This window comes from Cupriavidus necator N-1, from assembly GCF_000219215.1.
GTDB classification, from domain to species: Bacteria; Pseudomonadota; Gammaproteobacteria; order Burkholderiales; family Burkholderiaceae; genus Cupriavidus; species Cupriavidus necator.
Map to the genome: position 1 here is coordinate 105,411 of NC_015723.1, position 22,067 is coordinate 127,477.

18 protein-coding genes and 1 pseudogene are annotated in these 22,067 nt (G+C 68.8%); 10 read left to right on the forward strand and 9 right to left on the reverse strand.

Going from position 1 to position 22,067, the window contains the following annotated elements; genetic code table 11:
- Nucleotides 1-4 precede the first annotated feature (4 nt).
- Nucleotides 5-1,996 (reverse strand): sensor domain-containing diguanylate cyclase, encoded by a 1,992-nt coding sequence (locus tag CNE_RS18580; protein WP_041228505.1) that lies wholly within the window; start codon nucleotides 1,994-1,996, stop codon nucleotides 5-7.
- A gap of 393 nt (nucleotides 1,997-2,389) precedes the next feature.
- On the opposite strand from CNE_RS18580, the gene CNE_RS18585 reads away from it, so the two are divergent.
- The 4 genes from CNE_RS18585 (at nucleotide 2,390) to CNE_RS18600 (ending at nucleotide 9,714) form a co-directional block, all read left to right on the forward strand.
- The gene (locus tag CNE_RS18585) at nucleotides 2,390-5,635 is read left to right on the forward strand and encodes a bifunctional diguanylate cyclase/phosphodiesterase (protein WP_013951816.1); all 3,246 of its coding nucleotides are present in this window, start codon (nucleotides 2,390-2,392) and stop codon (nucleotides 5,633-5,635) included.
- A 167-nt stretch (nucleotides 5,636-5,802) separates the two neighbouring features.
- On the forward strand, nucleotides 5,803-6,897 hold the full coding sequence (locus tag CNE_RS18590) for a putative 2-aminoethylphosphonate ABC transporter ATP-binding protein (protein WP_013951817.1): 1,095 nt from the start codon (nucleotides 5,803-5,805) through the stop codon (nucleotides 6,895-6,897).
- Entirely contained in the window at nucleotides 6,894-8,624 is a 1,731-nt protein-coding gene (locus CNE_RS18595) for a putative 2-aminoethylphosphonate ABC transporter permease subunit (protein WP_013951818.1), read from the forward strand. Before CNE_RS18590 ends, CNE_RS18595 begins: the two co-directional genes overlap by 4 nt.
- A gap of 61 nt (nucleotides 8,625-8,685) precedes the next feature.
- Nucleotides 8,686-9,714, forward strand: a complete 1,029-nt coding sequence (locus CNE_RS18600) for a putative 2-aminoethylphosphonate ABC transporter substrate-binding protein (RefSeq protein ID WP_013951819.1) — start codon at nucleotides 8,686-8,688, stop codon at nucleotides 9,712-9,714.
- Nucleotides 9,715-9,796: 82 nt separating this feature from the next.
- Here the strand turns inward: CNE_RS18600 and CNE_RS18605 are convergent, their stop codons facing one another.
- Nucleotides 9,797-10,120, reverse strand: a complete 324-nt coding sequence (locus tag CNE_RS18605; protein ID WP_041228506.1) for a PadR family transcriptional regulator — start codon at nucleotides 10,118-10,120, stop codon at nucleotides 9,797-9,799.
- Nucleotides 10,121-10,657: 537 nt separating this feature from the next.
- Between CNE_RS18605 and CNE_RS18610 the strand changes: the two genes are divergently transcribed.
- On the forward strand, nucleotides 10,658-11,581 hold the full coding sequence (locus tag CNE_RS18610) for a DMT family transporter (protein ID WP_013951821.1): 924 nt from the start codon (nucleotides 10,658-10,660) through the stop codon (nucleotides 11,579-11,581).
- A 79-nt stretch (nucleotides 11,582-11,660) separates the two neighbouring features.
- Nucleotides 11,661-11,978, forward strand: coding sequence for a helix-turn-helix domain-containing protein (locus CNE_RS18615; RefSeq protein WP_013951822.1), 318 nt, complete (start codon nucleotides 11,661-11,663; stop codon nucleotides 11,976-11,978).
- A 22-nt stretch (nucleotides 11,979-12,000) separates the two neighbouring features.
- Here CNE_RS18615 and CNE_RS42895 read toward each other — a convergent pair.
- Nucleotides 12,001-12,235, reverse strand: a pseudogene (locus CNE_RS42895) (hypothetical protein).
- Between the two features lie 28 nt (nucleotides 12,236-12,263).
- Nucleotides 12,264-12,752, reverse strand: a complete 489-nt coding sequence (fur, locus tag CNE_RS18625) for a ferric iron uptake transcriptional regulator (RefSeq protein WP_013951823.1) — start codon at nucleotides 12,750-12,752, stop codon at nucleotides 12,264-12,266.
- Nucleotides 12,753-13,371: 619 nt separating this feature from the next.
- On the opposite strand from fur, the gene CNE_RS18630 reads away from it, so the two are divergent.
- Nucleotides 13,372-13,524 (forward strand): hypothetical protein, encoded by a 153-nt coding sequence (locus CNE_RS18630; RefSeq protein WP_013951824.1) that lies wholly within the window; start codon nucleotides 13,372-13,374, stop codon nucleotides 13,522-13,524.
- Nucleotides 13,525-13,537: 13 nt separating this feature from the next.
- Here CNE_RS18630 and CNE_RS18635 read toward each other — a convergent pair whose 3' ends face one another.
- The 3 genes from CNE_RS18635 to CNE_RS18640 form a co-directional block, all read right to left on the reverse strand.
- Nucleotides 13,538-13,963, reverse strand: a complete 426-nt coding sequence (locus CNE_RS18635) for a PRC-barrel domain-containing protein (protein WP_013951825.1) — start codon at nucleotides 13,961-13,963, stop codon at nucleotides 13,538-13,540.
- Nucleotides 13,964-14,151: 188 nt separating this feature from the next.
- Nucleotides 14,152-14,310 (reverse strand): hypothetical protein, encoded by a 159-nt coding sequence (locus CNE_RS42130; protein WP_228772745.1) that lies wholly within the window; start codon nucleotides 14,308-14,310, stop codon nucleotides 14,152-14,154.
- Nucleotides 14,311-14,443: 133 nt separating this feature from the next.
- A complete protein-coding gene (locus tag CNE_RS18640) occupies nucleotides 14,444-15,361 on the reverse strand; it encodes a LysR substrate-binding domain-containing protein (RefSeq protein ID WP_013951827.1) in 918 nt (305 codons plus the stop codon).
- 187 nt (nucleotides 15,362-15,548) lie between these two features.
- Here CNE_RS18640 and CNE_RS18645 point away from each other — a divergent pair, with 187 nt between their 5' ends.
- Nucleotides 15,549-16,571 carry a DUF1338 domain-containing protein gene (locus CNE_RS18645; protein ID WP_041228507.1) on the forward strand — a complete coding sequence of 341 codons (1,023 nt, stop codon included), beginning with the start codon at nucleotides 15,549-15,551 and terminating at the stop codon, nucleotides 16,569-16,571.
- 91 nt (nucleotides 16,572-16,662) lie between these two features.
- On the opposite strand, the gene fusA is transcribed toward CNE_RS18645, so the two are convergent.
- Nucleotides 16,663-18,771 carry an elongation factor G gene (gene fusA / locus CNE_RS18650; protein WP_041228508.1) on the reverse strand — a complete coding sequence of 703 codons (2,109 nt, stop codon included), beginning with the start codon at nucleotides 18,769-18,771 and terminating at the stop codon, nucleotides 16,663-16,665.
- A gap of 292 nt (nucleotides 18,772-19,063) precedes the next feature.
- On the opposite strand from fusA, the gene CNE_RS18655 reads away from it, so the two are divergent.
- Nucleotides 19,064-19,693 (forward strand): response regulator transcription factor, encoded by a 630-nt coding sequence (locus CNE_RS18655; protein WP_041228509.1) that lies wholly within the window; start codon nucleotides 19,064-19,066, stop codon nucleotides 19,691-19,693.
- A gap of 69 nt (nucleotides 19,694-19,762) precedes the next feature.
- Here the strand turns inward: CNE_RS18655 and CNE_RS18660 are convergent, their stop codons facing one another.
- Nucleotides 19,763-20,536: a FadR/GntR family transcriptional regulator gene (locus tag CNE_RS18660; RefSeq protein WP_041228510.1), complete on the reverse strand. Its 774-nt coding sequence runs from the start codon at nucleotides 20,534-20,536 to the stop codon at nucleotides 19,763-19,765.
- A gap of 155 nt (nucleotides 20,537-20,691) precedes the next feature.
- Between CNE_RS18660 and gudD the strand changes: the two genes are divergently transcribed.
- The gene (gene gudD, locus CNE_RS18665) at nucleotides 20,692-22,047 is read left to right on the forward strand and encodes a glucarate dehydratase (protein WP_013951832.1); all 1,356 of its coding nucleotides are present in this window, start codon (nucleotides 20,692-20,694) and stop codon (nucleotides 22,045-22,047) included.
- Nucleotides 22,048-22,067: the final 20 nt, after the last annotated feature.

Here is a 22,067-nt window from a genome sequence, read left to right on the forward strand (position 1 = left end):
CTGCCTACTGCGCGCTGAGCTCGCCCGCCAGTTCCGGCGGGCCGATCTCATAGCGCCCGCGGCCCGCGCCCTTGGCGCGGTATAGCAGCACGTCCGCCAGGCGCATCAGTTCGCGGTCCTGCGCCGGACCGCCGTTGTAGAGCGCCACGCCGATGCTGACGTCCACGTCGGCGGACACGCCCTCGAAGTCGAAGGGCTCGTCCATTGCCTGCAGGATGGCCTGCGCCACGCGGCGTGCCGCGGCGGGCCGGGTCATGTCTTCGAGCACCACCGCGAACTCGTCGCCACCCTGCCGGGCGACGGTGTCGCGCTCGCGCACGCAGCGGCGCACGCGCTGGGCAAAGGTCTGCAGCAGCTGGTCGCCGGCGGCGTGGCCGTGAATATCGTTGACGGCCTTGAAGCGGTCCATGTCCAGGTACAGCAGGGCCATCAGCGTGCCATGCTCGCGGCTGCGCACCATCGCCGCGTGCAGCTGGCCCTCGAAAGCGCTGCGGTTCATCAGCTGCGTCAGGTGGTCGGTGCGCGACATGCGCGCCAGGCGCTGCGTCTCCAGCTTGCGCTGCGTGATGTCCTGCACGTGGATATGCACGCCCACCACCTCGCTGCCGTCGGCGCTCCATTCCGGGCGCAGGCTGCTCTCCATGCAGTGGTATTCGAGGTCGCTGTCTTCGGTTTCGAAGGTCACCGCAGTGCCCGCCAGCGCGCGCTGCATGAATGGCTGCACGCGCGCGTAGCGGGCCTCGCCCAGGATCTCGCGCACGTGCCTGCCGCGCAGTTCCTCCGGCTTCAGGCCGAAGACACGCTCGTAGGCCTGGTTGTTGAACACATAGCGCTCATCGGTGTCGATAAAGGCCAGCAGCGACGGCAGCGTGTCGGTCACCGCGCGCAGGCGCCGTTCGCTGCGGTCCAGCGCCTGGCGGCGCTCGCGCACGTCGCGCATCAGCTTGATGAAGGCGCGCGTCACGTCGCCGATCTCGTCGCGCTGCTGCCGTGTCGGCAGCCGCTCGAACGCGGACAGGTCGTTGGCGCTGGCCTGCACCACCTTGTGCAGGCGCGCCAGCGGCGCCAGCTGGCGCCGCACAGCCAGCCAGATCAGCAGGGCCACCGCCGCCATGGCCATCCCGGCCATGCTCAGGAAGCGCTGCTGCATCTGGTGCAGCGGTGCGTAGGCCTCGCGCGCGGGCAGCAGCGCCACCAGTTCCCAGCCGGTGCTCGACATCAGGTAGCGTGCGATCACCGGCCGCGCCGGCGTGAGGAATTCCAGCGGCGCGGGGCTGTCATCCTCGCCGCAGGTATCGGCCACGGCCTGCGCCGGCTGGCGCGCCTGCGCGGGATCGGGATGGCGGATGTAGACCGGCTCGGGGCCGGCCGACACCAGGCAGTAGTAGCCGGTGGTGCCGAGGCGGTTGTGCAGGATCTCGACCAGGAAGTTGGCGCTGGACAGGTCCAGCCAGCCGCCCACCAGGCCGACGAAGGCCTGGTTCGGCGCCAGCACCGGCACCGCCACCATCACCCCCATCTGGCCGTTGGTGCGCGAGCGGATGGGCGGCGACACCACGGGCGCGAGCGAGCGGGCGGCCTCGCGGAAATAGCTGCGGTCGCCAATGTCCGCCCCGCTGCCGCGGTTACTGACGATGTTGCCCTGCATGTCGGCGACCAGCAGCGCGTTGAACGCGGCCGGCACCGGGATCGCTGCGGACAGCGCATCCAGCGCCCGCTCGCGCACCGCGGCGGCTTGCGCGCCATGCGCCTGCGCCAGCAGGCCGCTGAGTTGCGCAGCCTGGTGCGAGAGCAGCACGATGCGGTCGCTCATGGCGGTGTCGAGCTGGCTGGCGGTCAGCTTGACGACGGAGTCCTGCTGGACCTGCAGCGCATCGTGCAGGTCGCGGTGGGCATCGTACAGGGCGGTCAGTACGATGCCGGTGCCGAACACCGCGGCCAGCACGGTGGTGATGATCGCAATGCGCGCTTTCAGCGTGGGTGTGTAGACGGGCATGTAGGGCGCAGTTGGGGCGTTAGTGTCCTGTTCCGCAGATACCTTTCCATGAAATCGCCCAGTTGCCCGCCATGCGTCGTTGCTCGTCGTTGCCATAGCTACTGCTATGGCGCCTCCTCGCGCCTAGCCTGACAGTCAACTGGACGATTACATTTTGGCAAGTTATCTACGGAACAGGACACTAGTGGCGCGGACTGTCGCGTACTTGGAGGGGGCATCTCCGGTGGAACCCTACCATACCCCGCCGTGGTGGGGCATGCGGTCTTTCCCCCGAACGGGTTCATCCCCGGCGGGGGTGTGCGGGCTGCCTGTGCCACGGTATAGTCCCCCGTTAATGCGAAGGCAAGTCCACGCAGACGGCATGCCCCTGCTGCATGCCGGAACCGATCGACCATGAGACTGACTTCGCTTTCCCCTGCCTTGTTGTCATTGCTGGTCGCGGCCAGCGGCGCGCTGTTGACGGCAGGGGCATGGCTGCAGGCGGAGCGGCTCGAGCGCCGCGAGGCGCAGCAGCATTTCGACGCACTGCTGGGACAGGCCGGCAGCGTGCTGCGCGAGCGCATGCTGGAGAACGAACGCCTGCTGCGCGGCGTGGCCGCCGTGCTGAGCGCCAACCCGGACACCTCGCGCGCGCAGTGGCGCGACTATCTCTATACCGCCCAGCTCGACGACCTGCCCGCCGGCACCCAGTCGATCGGCTACGCGCCGCTCACGCCGTTGCAGCGGGTGCCACGGCTGGTGCAGGCCGCCCGTGCCGACGGCCTTGCCGACTACGACATTCATCCCGGCGGCACGCGCGACCTGTACGCACCCATCTTCTATATCGAACCGCTGGATGGGCGCAACACGCGCGCCGCCGGCTTTGACATGCTGTCCGAGCCGACGCGCCGGGCGACGCTGGAAGCCGCCCGCGACAGCGGCGAACCGCGGCTCACGCCCGGCCTGGCACTGGTCCGCGAAGCCGAGGCGGCGCAGCGCCAGCACGGCGCGCTGATATTCCTGCCGGTCTACGCCGGGGAGGCGGCGGTCAGCACGGTGGCGCAGCGGCGCCACGCGGTGCTCGGCTATGTCTACGTGTCGCTGCGCCTGGGCGACCTGATGCGCGCGGCCGGAGCCCCGGCCGCGGCGGAACTGGAACTGTCGCTGTATGAGGGCTCCCCGGCCGCTCCCGGGCCGATGCTGTCCGGCGGGCCGACCGAGGGCGAGCGCCGTGAGGACGGCAGTGCCGCGCTGCTGCAGGGCGAGCGCCAGCTCCAGTATGGCGGCGTCACCTGGACGCTGCGCGGCGCCACGCGCCCCGCCTTCGAAGCCGCACATGGCCCGCGGCAGGCGTACCTGGTGCTGGCCGCGGGCACGCTGGCCACGCTGCTGCTGGCGTGGCTCACCCATGCACTGGCATGCCGGGGCCGCGCCGCGCGCCAGCGCGAAGCGCAGGCCGTCCATGCCTGGGAAGATGACAACGCCATGCTGCAGGCGTGCATGGCGCAGTCGGCCGACGGCTTCCTGCTCGCCGATGCCCAGGGCGTGGTGGTGCGCGCGAGCGAGCGGGCGGGGCAACTGTTCGGCGCCGATCCGGCGGCACTGGCCGGGCGCAGCCTGGACACCCTGGTACCCGGCGCCACCGGCGTAGTCCCCAGCGGCGCTGCGGCCGGGGTCGAGGCCCACCGTGAACTGGCGGGCGTGCGCGCAGACGGCAGCCGCTTCGCGCTGCGCGCCGGCGCCGCGCGCCTGCCTGTGGCCGACGGCGGCACCGCGCACTGGCTGTGGGCGGTCACGGACCTGGAGCCGGAACGGCGCGCCCAGCAGGCCGCCGCGGTGCAGGCCGCGCGCTATGCCGGGCTGCTCGACCATGCCGCCTTCTGCGTGATCACCTTCGATGAGGACGGGCTGATCACCGGCATCAACGCGGCTGGCCAGCGCATGCTCTGGTACAACACCGCGGAGCTGGTCGGGCACATGCACATGACCGGCCTGCATATTGCCGACGAACTGGCCGACCATGCCCGCATGCTCAGTGGCGAACTGGGCGAGCCGGTGCCGCCGGGGCTGCCCGCCCTGGTGGCCAAGGCACGGCTTGGCCTGACCGACGAGCGCGAATGGACCTGGGTGCGCAAGGGCGGCTCGCGCATGCCGGTGCAACTGGCGGTGTTCGCCTTGCCGGCGCCCATCGAGGCTGCGGCCGCCGACGCCGCGCCAGCCGGTCCCGCCGATGGTGCCGAGCCCCGGTCCGCGCCGTCGCCTGGCTACCAGGCCATCGGCTACGATCTGACCGAGCGCCTGCGCGTCGACGAGTACATCCGCCACCTGGCGCTGCACGACCCGCTGACCGGCCTGCCCAACCGCGCCGAGCTGAGCGAGCGCGCGCAGGCGTTGCTGCTGCACGCGCGCAGCCACGGCGAGCGCGTGGCCCTGCTGCTGCTCGACCTGGACCATTTCAAGCACATCAACGACTCGCTCGGCCACCCGGTTGGCGACGACGTGCTGCGCACCATGGCCGACCGCCTCAAGGGCACGGTACGACAGGGCGACCTGGTGGCGCGCATGGGCGGCGATGAATTCGGCGTGGTGCTGGGCGGCCTGCGCCACGACAGCGAAGCCGAGCTGATTGCCGCCAAGATCCAGGTGCGCGTCAATGAAGAACTGCAGGCCGGCGGCCAGCGCCTGCGCGTGACGCCGTCAATCGGCATGGCGATCTTCCCGGACGATGGCGATAGCCTGACCGAGCTGCTCAAGGCTGCCGACTCGGCCGTCTACGCGGCCAAGCACGACGGCCGCGCGCAGTTGCGCCGCTTTGCCAGCGCCATGGCCGAGGCCTCGCTGGCGCGCTTCACCATCGAAGGGCTGCTGCGGCGCGCGCTCGCCCGCGATGAGTTCCGGCTGCGCTACCAGCCGATCGTCGATGCCGCGACGCTGGCCATCACCGGCGTCGAGGCGCTGATTACCTGGAACACCCCGGAACGCGGCGCCATGCAGCCGGCCGAGTTCATCCCCATCGCCGAGCAGAGCGGCCTGGTGGCGCCGCTGGGCGAATGGACCCTGGCCACCGCCTGCCGCGAAATCCAGGCGCTGCGCCAGGCGCTGGGCAGCGAGATCGAGGTCGCGGTCAATATCTCGCCGCTGCAGCTGCGCCAGGCCAACTTCCCCGATACCGTGGCGCACTGCCTGCAGCAGGCCGGCCTGCCGCCGCAGGGGCTGGTGATCGAGGTCACCGAAGGCATCCTGGTCGACGGCGGCGAGACCACCATCGAGACCTTCCGCCGGTTGCGCGAGCTGGGTGTGGGGCTGTCGATCGACGACTTCGGCACCGGCTACTCCGGGCTCAATTACCTGACCCGGCTGCCGATCAGCCGCCTCAAGATCGACAAGTCCTTTGTCGACGACGTGGCCACGCCCGGCCACGACCAGGCGGTGGCCGCGGCGATCATCGCACTGGGTCACCAGCTGCACCTCAAGGTGATTGCCGAAGGGGTGGAGACGGCGGCGCAGTTCGAGTTCCTGCGGGCGCAGGGGTGCGACGGGCTGCAGGGGTTCCTGTTCAGCCAGGCGGTACCGCACGAGGTGCTGCGGGAGATCCTGGAAAAGGGGATTCGGGCGCCGACCCCCACGTCTGCGGGCGCCACTGCGCTGCGCGAGTCATAATCGCCCAGGGGCACCATTCCTAACTTGCCGGCGGGCCCCCCGGTGCCGCTGCCCCATCTCAAATTCCCCGATACTTCCATCGAAATACTTTGCCGATCTGCCACACGGCTGGCATCTGCGCTGCCTATGCTGGCGACCGATTCCATTGAGATTGCGGAGATTCGGTCATGCAGGCAGGCAAGTCCGGGGAGGGCCGGGCGTTCCTGGCGGTGGAGCAGGTCAGCAAGCGCTTTGGCAGCTTCATGGCGCTGGACGGCGTGTCGCTGTCGGTCGGGCAGGGCGAGCTGCTGTGCCTGCTGGGCCCGTCCGGCTGCGGCAAGACCACGCTGCTGCGCATCATCGCGGGACTTGAGCGCGAGGACGCAGGACGCATCCATGCCGGCGCGCGTGAACTGACCGGGTTGCCGCCGCAGGCACGCGACTACGGCATCCTGTTCCAGTCCTATGCGCTGTTTCCCAACCTGACCGTGGCGCAGAACGTGGCCTATGGCCTGCACGGGCGCGGCATGGGACGCACGCACCGCGACGCGCGCGTGGCCGAGATGCTCGGCCTGGTCGGCCTGGCCGGCAGCGAGCGCAAGTTTCCGGGCCAGCTCTCCGGTGGTCAGCAGCAGCGCGTGGCGATGGCCCGTGCGCTGGCGCCGGCGCCTTCGCTGCTGTTGCTGGATGAGCCGATGTCGGCGCTCGACGCGCGCGTGCGCGAACACCTGCGGCTGGAGCTGCGCCAGCTGCAGCGCCGCCTGAACATCACCACCGTGATGGTCACCCACGACCAGGAAGAGGCCATGACCATGGCCGACCGCATTGCCGTGATGGACGGCGGGCGCATCGTGCAGGCCGGCACCCCCGCCGAGATCTATGAGCAGCCGGCGTCGGCCTTTGTCGCCGGCTTTGTCGGGCAGGCCAACTGGCTGCCGGGGCGCAGCGCGCAGGCCGGGCGCTTCACCGTTGGCGAGGGCAGCCAGGCCGTCGATTTCCTGGTCGACACGCCGCAGCCTGCGGCATCCGCCGGCCGGCTGTGCTGCCGCCCGGAAGCGGTGCGGCTGGACCCGGATCCCGCCGAGTCCAACCGGCTGCTGGCGCGCGTGGTCGACCAGACCTACCTTGGCAACCGCTACCGGCTGGCGCTGGAAGCGGACCGACTGCCAGGGCTGACCCTGTTTGCCGACGTGGCGCGCGAGGCGCGGCACCGGCTGCCCGACGCCGGCGGCCACAAGTTCTGGATTGCGCTGCCCGCGCAGGCGTTGCGGGTGTTTGCATGATGCGCGCCGCAGCCACGGTCGAGTCGCACCCGGGCACGCAGGCCGCCTCCTCGCGCGGCACCGGCCTGGCCTCCCGGCTGGCACACGGTGCCCCGGCCGCGATGAAGTGGATCTGGCTGGCCGGGCTGGCCGTCGGCTTGCTGCTGCCGTTGCTGGCGCTGTTCCGCCAGGCCTGGTTCGATGCGGCGGGCCAATGGGCGCTGGGCGCGCGCATGGCGGCGCTGGTGACCAGCCCCAACTTCCTGCCGATGCTCGGCCGCAGCGTGGCGGTGTCGCTGGCGGTGGTGGCGCTGGTGGTGCCGCTGGCATTTGGCTTTGCCTATGCGCTGCAGCGTTCCTGCATCGCACTGCGGCCGCTGTGGCGCGGCATTGCGCTGCTGCCGCTGTTTGCGCCGTCGCTGCTGCCGGCGATCGCGCTGGTCTACCTGTTCGGCAACCAGGGCATTTTTCGCGGCGCCTTCGGGCAGGGCGGCATCTATGGCTTCTGGGGCATCGTGCTGGGCGAGGCCTTCTACACCTTCCCGCATGCGCTGATGGTGCTGGTGGCGACGCTGTCGCTGGCCGATGCGCGCCTCTATGAAGCGGCGCGCGCGATGGGCGCCAGCCCGTGGCGCACCTTCTGCACGGTCACGCTACCGGGCGCGCGCCAGGGCCTGTTCGCCGCCGCCTGCCTGGTGCTGACGCTCGTGATCACGGACTTTGGCGTACCCAAGGTGGTGGGCGGCGGTTACCCGGTGCTGGCGCTGGAAGCATACAAGTCCGTGGTCGGGCAGCAGCAGTTTGACCGTGGCGCGCTCATCGGCATGCTGCTGCTGGCGCCCGCGCTGCTGACCTTTGCGGTGGACATGGCAATGCAGCAGCGCCAGCGCACGCAGATGGGCAGCCGCGCGCAGGTGTATGTGCCGGCGCCCGAGCGCGGCCGCGACGGCGCGTGCCTGCTGCTGGTGGCGCTGGTCAGTGCCGCGCTGCTGGCAGTGATCGCCACCGCGGTGGGCGCGTCGCTGGTCAAGCTGTGGCCGTACAACCTGGGCCTGACGCTGGCGCATTACGACTTCGACAACATGGACGGCGGCGGCTGGCTGGCCTACCGCAACAGCCTGAAGCTGTCGGCGCTGACCGCGCTGGCGGGCACGGCGGCGATCTTCCTGGGCGCTTGGCTGACGCTGCGCACGCGCGGCCCGGCCTGGCTGCACGGGGTGCTGCGCGCGAGTTTCCTGTTGCCGATGGCGGTGCCGGGGCTGGTGCTGGGCCTGGGCTATGTGTTCTTCTTCAACGCGCCCGGCAATCCGCTGCACGCGCTGTACGGCACCATGGCGCTGCTGGTGCTGTGCAACGTGGCGCACTGCTACACCACCGGCCACCTGACCGCGGCCGCGGCGCTGCGCCAGCTCGATAACGAGTTCGAGGCCGCGGCGCTGTCGCTCGGGGTGGCGCCGCTGGTGACATGCTGGCGCGTGACCGTGCCGGTGTGCCTGCCGGCACTGCTTGATATCTTCCGCTACCTCTTCGTGTCGTCGATGACCACGGTCTCGGCGGTGATCTTCCTGTACAGCCCCGACACCGTGCTGGCCGCGATCTCGGTGCTGAACATGGACGATGCCGGCGACACCGCGCCCGCTGCCGCGATGTCGACGCTGATCCTGCTGACCTCGGTGCTGGCGGCCTTGCTGCTGCACGCGGTCTCGGCCGGCTGGCTGCGCCGCGCGCAACGCTGGCGCGCCGGCTGACCCTTGCCCGATTCGCCGTACCCCTGCATTCCGGAACACTCACCGAACCCAAGGAGAAACCATGTCCCGCATCACCAACCTTGTCACGGCGCTTGCCGCCGCGGCCGCCCTGCCGATGCTGGCGGGCAACGCCAGCGCCGCCACCGTGCTGACGGTCTATACCGCGCTCGAAGCCGACCAGATCGCCGCCTACAAGGCCGCGTTCGAGAAGGTGCATCCCGATATCGAAATCAAGTGGGTGCGCGACTCCACCGGCATCGTCACCGCCAAGCTGCTCGCGGAAAAAGCCGCGCCGCGCGCCGACGCGGTGTGGGGCCTGGCCGGCTCCAGCCTGGCCATCCTGGACAAGGAAGGCATGCTCGACCCGTATGCGCCGAAGAACCTGGCCGCAATCGATGCCAAGTACCGCAGCCCGGCCAACCCGCCGGCATGGGTCGGCATGGACGTGTGGGGCGCGGCGATCTGCTTCAACACCGTGGAGGCGCAGAAGCAGGGCCTGCCCAAGCCGACCTCGTGGGCCGACCTGACCAAGCCGATCTACGCGGGCAAGGTGGTGATGCCGCACCCGGCCTCGTCGGGCACGGGCTTCCTCGATGTCAGCGCCTGGCTGCAGATGATGGGCGAGCAGAAGGGCTGGCAGTACATGGATGGCCTGCACAAGAACATCGGCCTGTACACGCACTCGGGCTCCAAGCCGTGCAAGATGGCCGCGCAGGGCGAGTTCCCGATCGGCATTGCGTTCGAGTACCGTGCCATGAAGTCGAAGAAGGAAGGCGCGCCGATCGATATCGTGCTGCCGAGCGAAGGCCTGGGCTGGGACATCGAGGCCACCGCCATCGTCAAGGGCAGCAAGAACCTGGACGCCGCGCGCAAGCTGGCTGACTTCTCGGCCTCGCGCGAAGCGATGGCGCTGTATGAGAAAAACTTTGCCGTGCTGGCCGTGCCCGGCATTGCCAAGCCCGACGCGCTGCTGCCCGCCGACTACGAGAAGCGCCTGATCAAGAACGACTTCCGCTGGGCGAGCGACAACCGCGACCGCATCCTGGCTGAATGGAGCAAGCGCTACGAAGGGAAGGCGGAGAAGAAGTAAGGCACAAGGCGCGCCTGGCGGCGAGGGGATGGCCCGCAGAAACGGGTACGCCCCCCGCGCCGCGGCGGCCGCCCTGGCCGGATCAGGCCAGGCGCGGCACTTCGTCGGTGGCCGGCTGGCCGGCGTGCAGGCGGCGGTAGAGATCGTCGATGCGCTTGCGGCTGGCCTGCAGTTCTTCGCGGCCGCGCTCGGTCAGCAGGTAGACCCGGCCGATGCCGTCGCGCAGCACGCTTTCCAGATAGCCTTCCATTTGCAGGGCGCGCAGCAACGGGCGCACTGAGCCGATATCGACCTGGAAGCCGTATTCCAGCAACATGTCGGCAAGCATGGCCACCGTAGCCGGGACTTCGAGCGCAAATTGCAGGACGTAGACGCGGGCCAGCAGGCCCAGGAACTGTCGTTTCATGTGGACTGGCAACGCGGCAGACGCCGCGCCGGTTGACGCAGGCGCCGTCCGGAACCCGGGGTTTGCAGGCGTTGTGACGCCGGCGGCGCGGCAGCCTGCCATTCTGTTGGACTGGCAGTGCGCGATGCGCCGGGCAAGGCGCATTTTACCCGTTCGGGCAAAAAAGAAGCCGCCAGGAGCCCTGGCGGCTTGTCGGGAATGCGTCGGAGGGGTCAATTAACTCTGGCGCAGACCAGAGTTTAATTTAATCGAAGGCGGCTTGTCACGCGTCGGTAACAGCGCCCCCTCCAGCGTGGGGTGATGACGAAAGCCTTTGATAAGAAAAGTGACGAGTTCGCGCGACATTGTGCCGAGAACGGCGCTCAAACATGTCGTAGATTCGTCAACATCACTTAAATTCCTAGGCAGAAAGCGGGTCGCCATCGTGGCAACGGCGGGCACAGGTCCGAATCCGGCTTGCGGTATGCGCTGCACAGGCGTCCAATCGCGGCAACCCTCAACCTGCGTCGGCTTGCACGGCGCCTCCTGGTTCCCCCGATGAAACCCGCCGATCTCGCCCGCTTGCTTGCCCTGGCCGCCATCTGGGGCGCCAGTTTCCTGTTTATCCGCATCGGCGCGCCGGTGCTGGGACCGATGCCGACCGCCTTCGCCCGGGTGCTGATCGGCGCGCTCACGCTGGCGGCATGCCTGCCGCTGCTGAAGCTGCGCTGGGATATGCAGGGCAAATGGCCGGCGGTGCTGGCGCTGGGCGTGGTCAATTCCGGTATCCCGTTTGTCATGTACGCCGTCGCCGCGCTGTGGCTGCCGGCCGGCTATTCGGCCGTGTTCAATGCCATGACCCCGCTGATGGGCGTGCTGATCGGCGCGCTGGCGTTTTCCGAACGGCTCACGCGCGCCAAGGCCGCGGGCGTGCTGCTGGGCGTGGCGGGCGTCGCGGTGCTGACCCGCACCGGACCGGTGGCGTTCTCGGCGGACGTGCTGCTGGGCGCGCTGGCCTGCCTGCTGGCCACCGCCTGCTACGGCCTGTCCGGCTTTCTCGCGCGGCGCTGGATCACGCAGCGCGGCGGGCTGGACAGCCGGCTGGTCGCCGCCGGCAGCATGGTCGGCGCCACCGTGTTCCTGCTGCCCTTCTGCCTCGCCGCGCTGTGGCGCCACAATACGCTGCCCGCTGCCGGCACCGGCGTGTGGGCGGCCATGCTGGGGCTGGGCGTGTTGTGCACGGCGCTGGCCTACATCCTGTATTACCGCCTGATTGCCGACCTGGGCCCGGTGCGCTCGCTGAGCGTCACCTTCCTGATCCCGCCGTTCGGCATCATCTGGGGCGCGCTGTTCCTGGGCGAGGCACTATCGTGGGCGCACGCGGCGGGTGGCGCGCTGATCGGGGTGGCGGTGTGGCTGGTGTTGCGGCCGGTGGCGGGGGTGGAGACGCCCGTGCAGGCGCGGCCGGTGGCAGGACGTTGAGGTCGTAACGCTCCGAAACTTGGGCCCGGTAACGGTGCCCGTGGCGTATGGTCATCCTCGTCGGGATATAGTCGGGCCCATGAAGATCCAGACAATCTTCGGCGCGGATGGCCAACCTGCATTCGTCGTGATCCCTTACGCCGACTATCTCTCGCAACATGCGCGCGCAAGCGAGCTGATTCCATATCCGGTCGTGCGCCGCGTGCTGGCCGATGACGTGCCGCCACTGCGCGCCTGGCGCGAGCATCTTGGCCTGACCCAGGCAGACGTCGCAGTGCGCCTCGGCATTTCACAGCCCGCCTATGCGCAGCAGGAGAACAGCACCCGCCTGCGCAAGACCTCGCGTGAGCGCATTGCCGCCGCACTCGGCATCACTGCCGCGCAACTCGATATCTGAGCCAGGACGCCAGGCCGCGGGTTCAGGCCTGTGCCGTCGTGCCCGCCGCCACGTTGTACTGCTCGCGCACCATCACCACCACGCGGCGTGCCTGGCGCAGGTGACGCACGGCGTCGGCTTCGCTGCGTTCGGGCGGTGTGGTCGGGCCGGTGCACGCAGACCGCGCGCAGCTGGCAGTCGTGGCAGCGGGGCTCCTGCCGCAGGCACAGGTTGATCAGGCGTTTGAGTTCGGACAGGGGCTTCTTCAGGCGCTCCATGGATGGCTCCGTCAGGTGCGCGGCGCGCTTACGCCCGGGCGGGCAGCCCCGGCGTGGGTTCGGCCTCGGTGGCGCCGGCCCGGCATTGCGGGCAGACACCGTACAGCACCAGCATGTGCTCGCGCAAAACAAAGGCGTTGTCGGCGGCTACCTGGCGCTGGCGCTGCTCGATGCTTTCGTCGCGGAATTCCTCCACGCGGCCGCAGGCAACGCAGATCAGGTGGTCATGATGGCCGCCTTCGTTGAGTTCGAACACGGCGTGGTCGGACTCGAAGCTGTGCCGCAGCAGGATGTCGGCCTGCACCAGCTGGTTGAGCACGCGATACACCGTGGACAGTCCCGCGTCCTCGTCCTGCGTCAGCAGGATGCGGTAGACGTCTTCGGCGCTCAGGTGGCGCCGGGCGCTGGTGCGGAACACTTCAAGGATCCGCATGCGCGGCGACGTGGCCTTCAGGCCGGCGCGCTTGAGATGGATCGGCTTTCTGCTCTCGAATGACATGGCGGAAGGCATTGGCATGCGGCTGGCGCCCCGCGGGCAGGGCGGCGCCCGGCCCGGCGCCGCGCACGGGCGGCGTCGATGGCTTGGCGGGATTTCAGGCTGAAGCGCCAGGGACGGACCAGCGCTGGCGCTCCCGTCCCTGGCGGCGCGCCGTGCCTGCACGACGCGCGGAATAAAAAGGTGGCCTGGCTTGTCACCGGAAGACGCGATCGGGAAAGCGGGGTCTGGTTGCTTTCCCGATCTTCCGAAGACTGGCTACTGCCAAACGCTCCGCGTGACGGAGCGGTCCCCACAAAAGTCGGTGTCGAATGCCGCCGCGGCGGCATCCGGAAATCCTGTTCCTGCCAGCTTCGGTTGCTGCCGCGTGCCGCGGCGCGCCGGACCTGGCCGGTCTGCCTGTCGGGCGGTGCGCCGTGCGTCAGGCAGTGATCGAATGGTAAATGGGAATCGATCTCATTACAAGAGAAATTTTACCGGGCAGCCTCTTTTTTTGAGGGTGGTCTGGTGGCTGCAGGGGGCGATCCGGCGGCGGTAGCTGGCTTCGACCTGATGACGCTGGCGCTCGCGGCAGCAAGCCGGCGCGTTCGCGCTGGCCTGGTCGCTCCATGTTGCTGCCGACGGCGGGCCACTGGGAACGGTGTCGTGGCTTGGCACGCTGACCGCCAGCGCGTTTGCCGTGGCGCTGGGCCGTTCCTATGCGCCACGCGCGGTGCAGCGCCTGCTGCCCGGCGTGGCGGGTATCGGCCTGGCCGCGCTGGTCGCGCGCTGGTTGCTCGCAACCTGGGTGTAGCCCCTGCGTAGCCTTACAGCGGCGGGGACACCCAGTACGGGTCGCGGCCGTAGTACTCGTGCAGCGACTTGCCCCACTGGGGATCGGCCATGCTCGGCCAGCTGTCCTTGTTGAAGCCCGGTGCGGATTTGAGCCGGTCTGCCGTCACGGCAATCCGGAAGCATTTCTCGTCGGTGTCCATGACCAGTGCATTCCATGGGATGGCGTGCAGTGTGTCGCCGATGCCGAGAAAGCCGCCGGTGGTCAGCACCGCGTAGGCGATGCGGCCGTGCGGTACATCCAGCATGATCTCGGAAATCTTGCCGACGTGTTCGCCGTCGGATGAATAGGCCTTGGTGCCGTCAAGGCTCGATGCCGCCATCACTTCAGGGCCCGGGCCTTCGCCCACGCCTGAACCGATGATGGCCGCGCCTTCACGGGTGGGAGGTTGGTTCGGCATGCTGTGCTCCTTGTCGCAAGACGTTGGAATGCATGGCATGCGCAATGACCATGCCTGCGCCGTTTGTGGCGCCGTGCGCATGGAGCTGAAGTCGCCAGCTGCCGCCGTGGTAATTCTTTCGTGTGGCATGGAAAAAAGGCGCGTCAGCGTGGCGCTGCGCGCCTTCCTGCAGCGGTTCCCGGCGGAGCCTAGAAGCGATGCCGCATGCCAAGCATGACGCCCACGCGCGTGGTGCTGTCCACGCCCGCGGCGGGCGGCGCGCCCTGCTGGAACATCAGCCCGCCCCCCAGCGTGGTGCCGCGCGCCAGGCTGCCAGGCTGCTCGCCGGCGGTCTTCATGTAGACCACGCTGTTGTTAATCCGGTAGTCCTGGAAGAAGAAGTCACCGCCGATATACAGCGGCTCGGACCAGGCGCTGGTTTACCTGCATTGCGCAAACGCCCCCGGAAAGTGCGTCATCGACCGCAGCGAGGTGGCGCGATCAGTTGCCCGCAGCCGTGGCCGGCGCATCGCGCGACAGGCCCAGGATCCAGTTGCGGAAGGCCGCCAGCGCTTCGGATTCGGGCCGGCCCTCCGGATAGGCAAAGTAGTAGCCCTGCTGCTCGTCCAGCATGCCCGCCAGCGGGATCACCAGCTGGCCGGTCTGCAGCTCGCGCTCGATCAGCAGGCGCGGCGCCAGGCCGATGCCGAGCCCGGCCGCGGCGGCGGCCGTCATCATCGTGAACAGTTCATAGCGCGGCCCGCGCGAGGCGGCCAGGTCATAGGCCCAGCCCTGTGCCGCGTACCAGTCGCGCCAGGCGTTGGCGCGCGTGCTCAGGTGCAGGTGTCGGCAGCGCGCCAGGCTGGCGGCGCCGGTCACGGGGTGCCCGGCCAGGAAGGCGGGACTGCACACCGGCACCATGCCCCCTTCGCGGAAGATCACGCCGCCGCGCGTGCCGGGCCAGAACTGGTCGCCGAAGTAGATCGCCGCGTCATAGGCGCATTCCTGGAACGAAAACGGCTGCGAGCGCGCCGACAGGTTGACCGTCACATTGGGATGGCGCCGCGCAAAGTCCGGCAGGCGCGGGATCAGCCATTGGGTGGCAAAGGTGGGCACCACCGCCAGCTCCAGCGTGTAGCCCATGGCCCGGCCGGTGGTGATTTCCAGCGTGTCGCGCTGCAGGTGGTCCAGGTGCCGGCGGATGCGCGCGGCGTATTCGCGCCCGGTATCGGTCAGCTCCAGGCGCCGGCGCACGCGCGTGAACAGCGCCACGCCCAGGCGCTGCTCCAGCTGCGCCACCTGCCGCCCCACCGCGCTGTGCGTCAGCGCCAGCTCTGCCGCGGCGCGGGTAAAGCTGCCCAGCCGTGCCGAAGCCTCGAAGGCCTGCAGCGCGCCCAGGTTGGGGATGTCGTTTCTCATGGGACTGCGAGGGAAGGAAGGCTGACAGTATAAACAGCGGCGCCAGGCCGCACCGCTACCGCGGTCGTGCGCCGCACGCACAACGTTGTGCGCAATGCGCGCTTGTGCGCGCCATGGGGGCGCCCCTATCCTGCCTCGCGGATCGTCGCCAGCCCGGCTGCCATCCAGTGCTCACCTGTTTGCGCCCATGACCTCCAAACTCTCCACGCTCCTTACCGCCAACGTCGGCGCCGCCCGCGCCGCGCAACTGCTCGCGCTGGTCACCTTGCCCGCGGATCTGCCGCAGGCCCCGCAGGGCCGTGCCAGCCGCGCGGAAATCGCCCAGGCCCTGAACATGGTGCTGTTCGGCGGCATCCTCGAGCGCGTGCCGAGCGGCCGCGCCTACACCGACGATGTCGCCGCTGCCGGCGGCAAGGTCACCTTCGACCATGGCGCGCTGCGCACGGTCAAGTGGCGCGACAACGGCGCGCTGCCCGAAGGCGAGGCCGCCTTCACCCGCATCCTGCGCCCGCTCGGCTACGTGCTCAACGGCACCTATCCGCTGGACCGCATCGGCATGACCGGCCGCTCATACGCGCATGCCGACGCGCCCGAGGACATCGCCCAGTTCTTCCTCAGCGAATTCCATCCGGAACGCTTCAGCGAAGCCTTCCGCGCCGCCGTCAGCCGCGTCACCGGCACCTCCGCAGACCCGCTCACGCCGCGCGCGCAGACCCTGCTGTGGCAGCTGGAGCGCGACGGCGCGCTGGACCTGGCCGACGGCGCCGAGCTGGTCGGCCTGCTGGTGCCATGCTTCGAGCGCCAGCACGCCACGCCGAGCCTGGCCGACTATGAAACCCTGCTGAGTGAATCGGCGGAGATGGCCTGGGTCGCCACCGAAGGCAACGCCTTCAACCATGCCACCGACCGCGTCGACGACGTGTTCGCGCTGGCCGAGCAGCAGAAGCAGCTGGGCCGGCCGATGAAGGACAAGGTGGAAGTCTCGCGCAGCGGGCGCGTCAAACAGACCGCGTTCCGCGCGGATACGGTGCGCCGCAACTTCGTCGGCGCGCAGGGCGAGACGGTGGAGCGGGACGTGCCGGGGTCGTTCTACGAGTTCATCACGCGAGACCGCTTTGCCGAAGAAGCGGCCGCGCCGCAGCGTTATGACCTGGGGTTTGATGCGGGCAATGCGCAGGGGATCTTCAAGATGACGGCGGCGGCCTGCTGAGGTGATGAGGGGGGAGGGCGCGGGCGCGTGGATGCGCCGGCCCTCTCCCCCGGCCCCTCTCCCGCAAGCGGGAGAGGGGGGCAAACCCTTGTTACCCCGCCCGCTTCGTCGAAATCACCGCCTCAGCCACATTGGCCGGCGCCTCGGCATAGTGCTTGAACTCCATCGTGTACGTCGCGCGTCCCTGCGTCAGCGAGCGCAGCGTGGTGGAGTAACCGAACATGGTTGCCAGAGGCACCTCGGCGCGCACGATCTTGCCGCCGCCACCGGCGATGTCTTCCATACCGTGCACCATGCCGCGGCGTGACGACAAATCGCCCATCACGTTGCCAGTGAATTCCTCAGGCGTTTCCACCTCGACGGCCATCATCGGCTCCAGCAGGATGGGCCTGGCCCGGCGCATGCCTTCCTTGAACGCCATCGAGCCGGCCATGCGGAATGCGTTCTCGTTCGAGTCGACGTCGTGGTAGGAGCCGAACACCAGCGTGGCCTTGATGTCGACTACCGGGTAGCCGGCCAGCACGCCTGACTGCAGGGTCTCGCGGATGCCCTTGTCCACCGCGGGGATGAACTCGCGCGGGACCACGCCGCCCTTGATGGCATCGACGAACTCATAGCCGCCGCCGTGCGGCATCGGCTCGAGGTTGAGCACCACGTGGCCGTACTGGCCGCGTCCGCCCGATTGCTTGATGAACTTGCCTTCCACGTCCTTGACCGGCTGGCGGATGGTCTCGCGGTAGGCCACCTGGGGCTTGCCGACCGAGGCCTCCACGCCGAACTCGCGCCGCATGCGGTCGACCAGGATTTCCAGGTGCAGCTCGCCCATGCCGGAGATGATGGTCTGGCCGGATTCCTCGTCCGTAGTCACGCGGAAGGACGGGTCTTCCTGCGCAAGGCGGTTCAGCGCAATGCCCATCTTTTCCTGGTCGGCCTTGGTCCTCGGCTCGACGGCCTGCGAGATCACCGGTTCCGGGAAGCTCATGCGCTCCAGGATGATGACCTTGTCGGGGTCGCACAGGGTGTCGCCGGTGGTCGCTTCCTTCAGGCCGACGGCCGCGGCGATGTCGCCGGCGCGCACTTCCTTGATCTCCTGGCGCACGTTGGCGTGCATCTGCAGGATGCGGCCCAGGCGCTCGCGCTTGGCCTTGACCGGGTTGTAGACGGTGTCGCCGGATTTGACCACGCCGGAATAGACGCGGAAGAAGATCAGCTGGCCGACAAAGGGGTCGGTCATGATCTTGAACGCCAGCGCCGCAAACGGCTCGTCGTCGCTGGGATGGCGCTCGGCCTCGCGGTCGTCTTCGGTGTGGCCCAGGATGGCCGGCACGTCGGCGGGCGAGGGCAGGTAGTCGATGACGGCGTCCAGCATGCTCTGCACGCCCTTGTTCTTGAAGGCGCTGCCGCACAGCATCGGCACGATCTCGTTGGCGATGGTGCGCTTGCGCAGGCCGCGCTTGATCTGCTCCTCGGTCAGCGGCTCGCCCGACAGGTACTGGTGGAGCAGCGTCTCGTCGGCCTCGGCGGCGGCTTCGACCATCTTGTCGCGCCATTCCTGCGCGGTGGCCAGCAGGTCCGCCGGAATGTCCTGGTATTCGAAGCGCACGCCCTGGCTGGCATCGTCCCAGACGATGGCCTTCATCTTGACCAGGTCGACCACGCCCTGGAAATGGTCCTCGGCGCCCAGCGGGATCTGGATCGGCACGGCGCGGCCCTTGAGGCGGTCGGCGATCTGCGTCTGCACGCGGAAGAAGTCGGCGCCGACGCGGTCCATCTTGTTGACGAAGGCAATGCGCGGCACCGCGTACTTGTTGGCCTGGCGCCAGACCGTCTCGGACTGCGGCTGCACGCCGCCGACAGCGTCATAGACCATGCAGGCGCCGTCGAGCACGCGCATGGAACGCTCGACTTCGATGGTGAAGTCGACGTGTCCCGGTGTATCGATGATGTTGATGCGGTGTTCGGGGTAGTTGCCGGCCATGCCCTTCCAGAAGGCAGTGGTGGCGGCCGACGTGATGGTGATGCCGCGCTCCTGCTCCTGCTCCATCCAGTCCATGGTGGCAGCGCCATCGTGCACTTCGCCCAGCTTGTGGTTGACGCCCGTGTAGAACAGGATCCGTTCGGTCGTCGTGGTCTTGCCGGCGTCGATATGCGCGCTGATGCCGATATTGCGGTAGCGCTCGATGGGGGTCTTGCGAGGCACAGTGTTCTCCATGGATGAAACACGCTGGAATAGAGTAGCACCACTGGCCGTTTGCCGTTGTCCCTGCCGTGCGCAGGGGCACACCGCCGCAGCCCGGTGCTCCGGCATGAGCGTGTGTCTGAGGCGGGCCTAGGATTCGGCTTCATGCGAAACCGATTTCTCCCATCCTGCCAGCGTCCGCGGCTCCCTATACTGGCGCAGCATCGCGCCCCGCGTGTTCATCGCCCTGCCATCCCATGCCCGGTCAGGATGCGCCCGGTTGCCGATGCATTCCCGGACTACGAAGCCACGCATGACAACCATCCTGATCGTTGACGACCATCCGGCGATGCGGCTGGTGCTCAGGCACCACCTGTTGCAGCTGCTTGGCGTAGACGAGGTGATCGAAGCAGACAACGGACAGTGCGCCATCGAGCTGGTGCGCGCGCGCATGCCGGACCGCGTGCTGCTCGACCTGGACATCCCGCGCTCCAGCGGGCTGGATGTGGCGCCACGCCTGCGCGCGATCCATCCGCAGGTGCGCATTCTGGTGGTGACGGCGCTGGACCCGGCGGTGTTCATCAGTCGGTCATGGCAGGCCGGTGCGCAGGGCTTCGTCAGCAAGACCCAGGACATCAAGGAAATCCTGCGTGCGGTCGAGGCGGTGCTGGCGGGCTATACCGTGTTCCCGGTGCTCAACCGCGGCGGCGCGCCGCGCCAGGCCATGTCGGCGGACGAGGAGATCCTGCGGCGCCTCTCCGACAAGGAACTGGTGGTGCTGCAGATGCTGGCGCGCGGCATGTCCTACAAGGCCATCAGCGCCAGCCTCTTCATCAGCAACAAGACCGTCAGCAGCTACAAGGCACGCATCATGGGCAAGCTGCAGGTCTCGTCCCTGGTGGAGCTGGGGGATTTTGCGCGGTGCTGCCGGCTGACGCCCTGAGCCCGGTCATTCTCATTAGACATCGTATGACTTGGCGGGGCGACACCCACCCGGGTGCGTGCGCGCCGGTCAGCCTTGGGCGGCGGCCGTCCCTGAGGCCTTGCGCAGCCGTTCGCGGCTGTTGGTCAGGTGCATGCGCATGGCGGCCTTGGCCCCGTCGGGGTCGCGGCGCTCGATCGCGTCGTAGATGTTCTCGTGCTCGATGCTGACGCGCTCCAGGTACTGCTCGCGCTCGGGCGTGCTGACCTGCAGGCGGCTGCGCGGGATCACCATGGTGCCCAGGTGGCCCATGATGTCCGTGAAGTAGCGGTTGCCGGTGGCGCGCGCGATCGCCAGGTGGAAGGCAAAGTCGCTCTCCACGGCGTCGTTGCCGGCGCCGGCGCTGCGCTTGAGCTCATCCAGCGCCTGGCGCATGGCGGCCAGCTGCGCGTCGGTGCGGCGCGATGCGGCCAGGCCCGCGGCCTCGGCTTCAAGGCTGACGCGGAATTCCAGCATCGCCATCACATCCATGGCCGTGCCCAGCGCGTCCGGCCCGATGCGGAAGGGCGAAGGCGCCTCGGCCGCGCGCGCCAGCACGAAGGTGCCGATGCCGTGGCGGGTCTCCACCAGGCCGCTGGCCTGCAGCCGCGACAGTGCCTCGCGCACCACGGTGCGGCTGACCCCCATCGACGCCATGATCTCCGACTCGGTCGGCAGCTTGTTGCCGGGCTTGAGCTGGCCCTGGCGGATCTCTTCGCCAAGGGCCTGCACCACTTCCTCGGCAAGCGTGCGGCCGCGGCGGCGCAGCGGCGCTTGCGGCGCAGGAACGGGCGGAACGGACTGGGCGGGGGTGGAGTTCGGCATGGTGGATACGGGCGGGGTTTCCCGGACTTGACCGGTTCGAGATGGCCTCATTATACTGGGTTATCAGTCATACGATGACAGATAACATACGCGACACGATGGTCGGGGTGAACGATACTGCGCCCGCCATCAGAAATGCCGGAGACAACCCAGAGATGACCCCAACCGCCGCCCCCATGGCGTCCGCCCACACCCCGGTCGTAACCGAACTGACCGTGGTGCCCGTGGCCGGGCATGACAGCATGCTGATGAACCTGTCCGGCGCCCATGGCCCGTACTTCACGCGCAATATCGTGATCGTGCGCGACAGCGCCGGCCAAACCGGCGTGGGCGAGGTCCCGGGCGGCGAGGGCATCCGCCAGACGCTGGAAGACGCGCGGCCGCTGCTGGTGGGCCAGCCCATCGGCCAGTACCAGGCCATCCTGAACCGCGTGCGCGCGGCATTCGCCAGCCGCGATGCCGGCGGCCGCGGCCTGCAGACCTTTGACCTGCGCATCACCATCCATGCGGTGACGGCACTGGAGGCGGCCCTGCTCGACCTGCTCGGCCAGCACCTGGAGGTGCCCGTGGCCGCGCTGCTCGGCGAAGGCCAGCAGCGCGACGCGGTGGAGATGCTGGGTTACCTCTTCTATATCGGCGACCGCCAGCGCACCACGCTGGACTACCGCACCGAGCCCGATGCCGACAACGCGTGGTTCCGCCTGCGCAATGAAGTGGCGATGACCCCCGCGGGCGTGGTGCGCCTGGCCGAAGCCGCTTATGAGCGCTACGGCTTCAACGACTTCAAGCTCAAGGGCGGCGTGCTGAGCGGCGACGAAGAGATGGAAGCGATCCTGGCGCTGGCCGAACGCTTCCCGAAGGCGCGCATCACGCTGGACCCAAACGGCGCCTGGTCGCTGGCAGAAGCCGTGCGCCTGTGCCGCGACAAGCGCGGCGTGCTGGCCTATGCTGAAGACCCGTGCGGTGCCGAAGACGGCTACTCCGGGCGCGAGATCATGGCCGAGTTCCGCACTGCCACCGGCCTGCCCACCGCCACCAACATGATCGCCACTGACTGGCGCCAGATGGGGCATGCGGTGCGGCTGCAGTCGGTCGACATCCCGCTGGCCGACCCGCACTTCTGGACCATGCAGGGCTCGGTGCGCGTGGCGCAGATGTGCGCGGAGTGGGGCCTGACCTGGGGCTCGCACTCGAACAACCACTTCGATATCTCGCTGGCGATGTTCACCCACGTGGCCGCCGCCGCACCGGGGCGCGTCACCGCCATCGACACGCACTGGATCTGGCAGGACGGCGAGAACCTGACCCGCAACCCGCTGCAGATCGAAGGCGGCCTGGTGCAGGTGCCCAAGACGCCGGGCCTGGGCGTGGAGCTCGACATGGATGCCCTGGCGCGCGCGCACGCGCTGTACCAGCGCAAGGGCCTGGGCGCACGCGACGATGCCGCGGCGATGCAGTTCCTGATCCCGGGCTGGAAGTTCAACAACAAGGCGCCCTGCACGGTGCGCTGACGCGGTACCGGCAATGACGC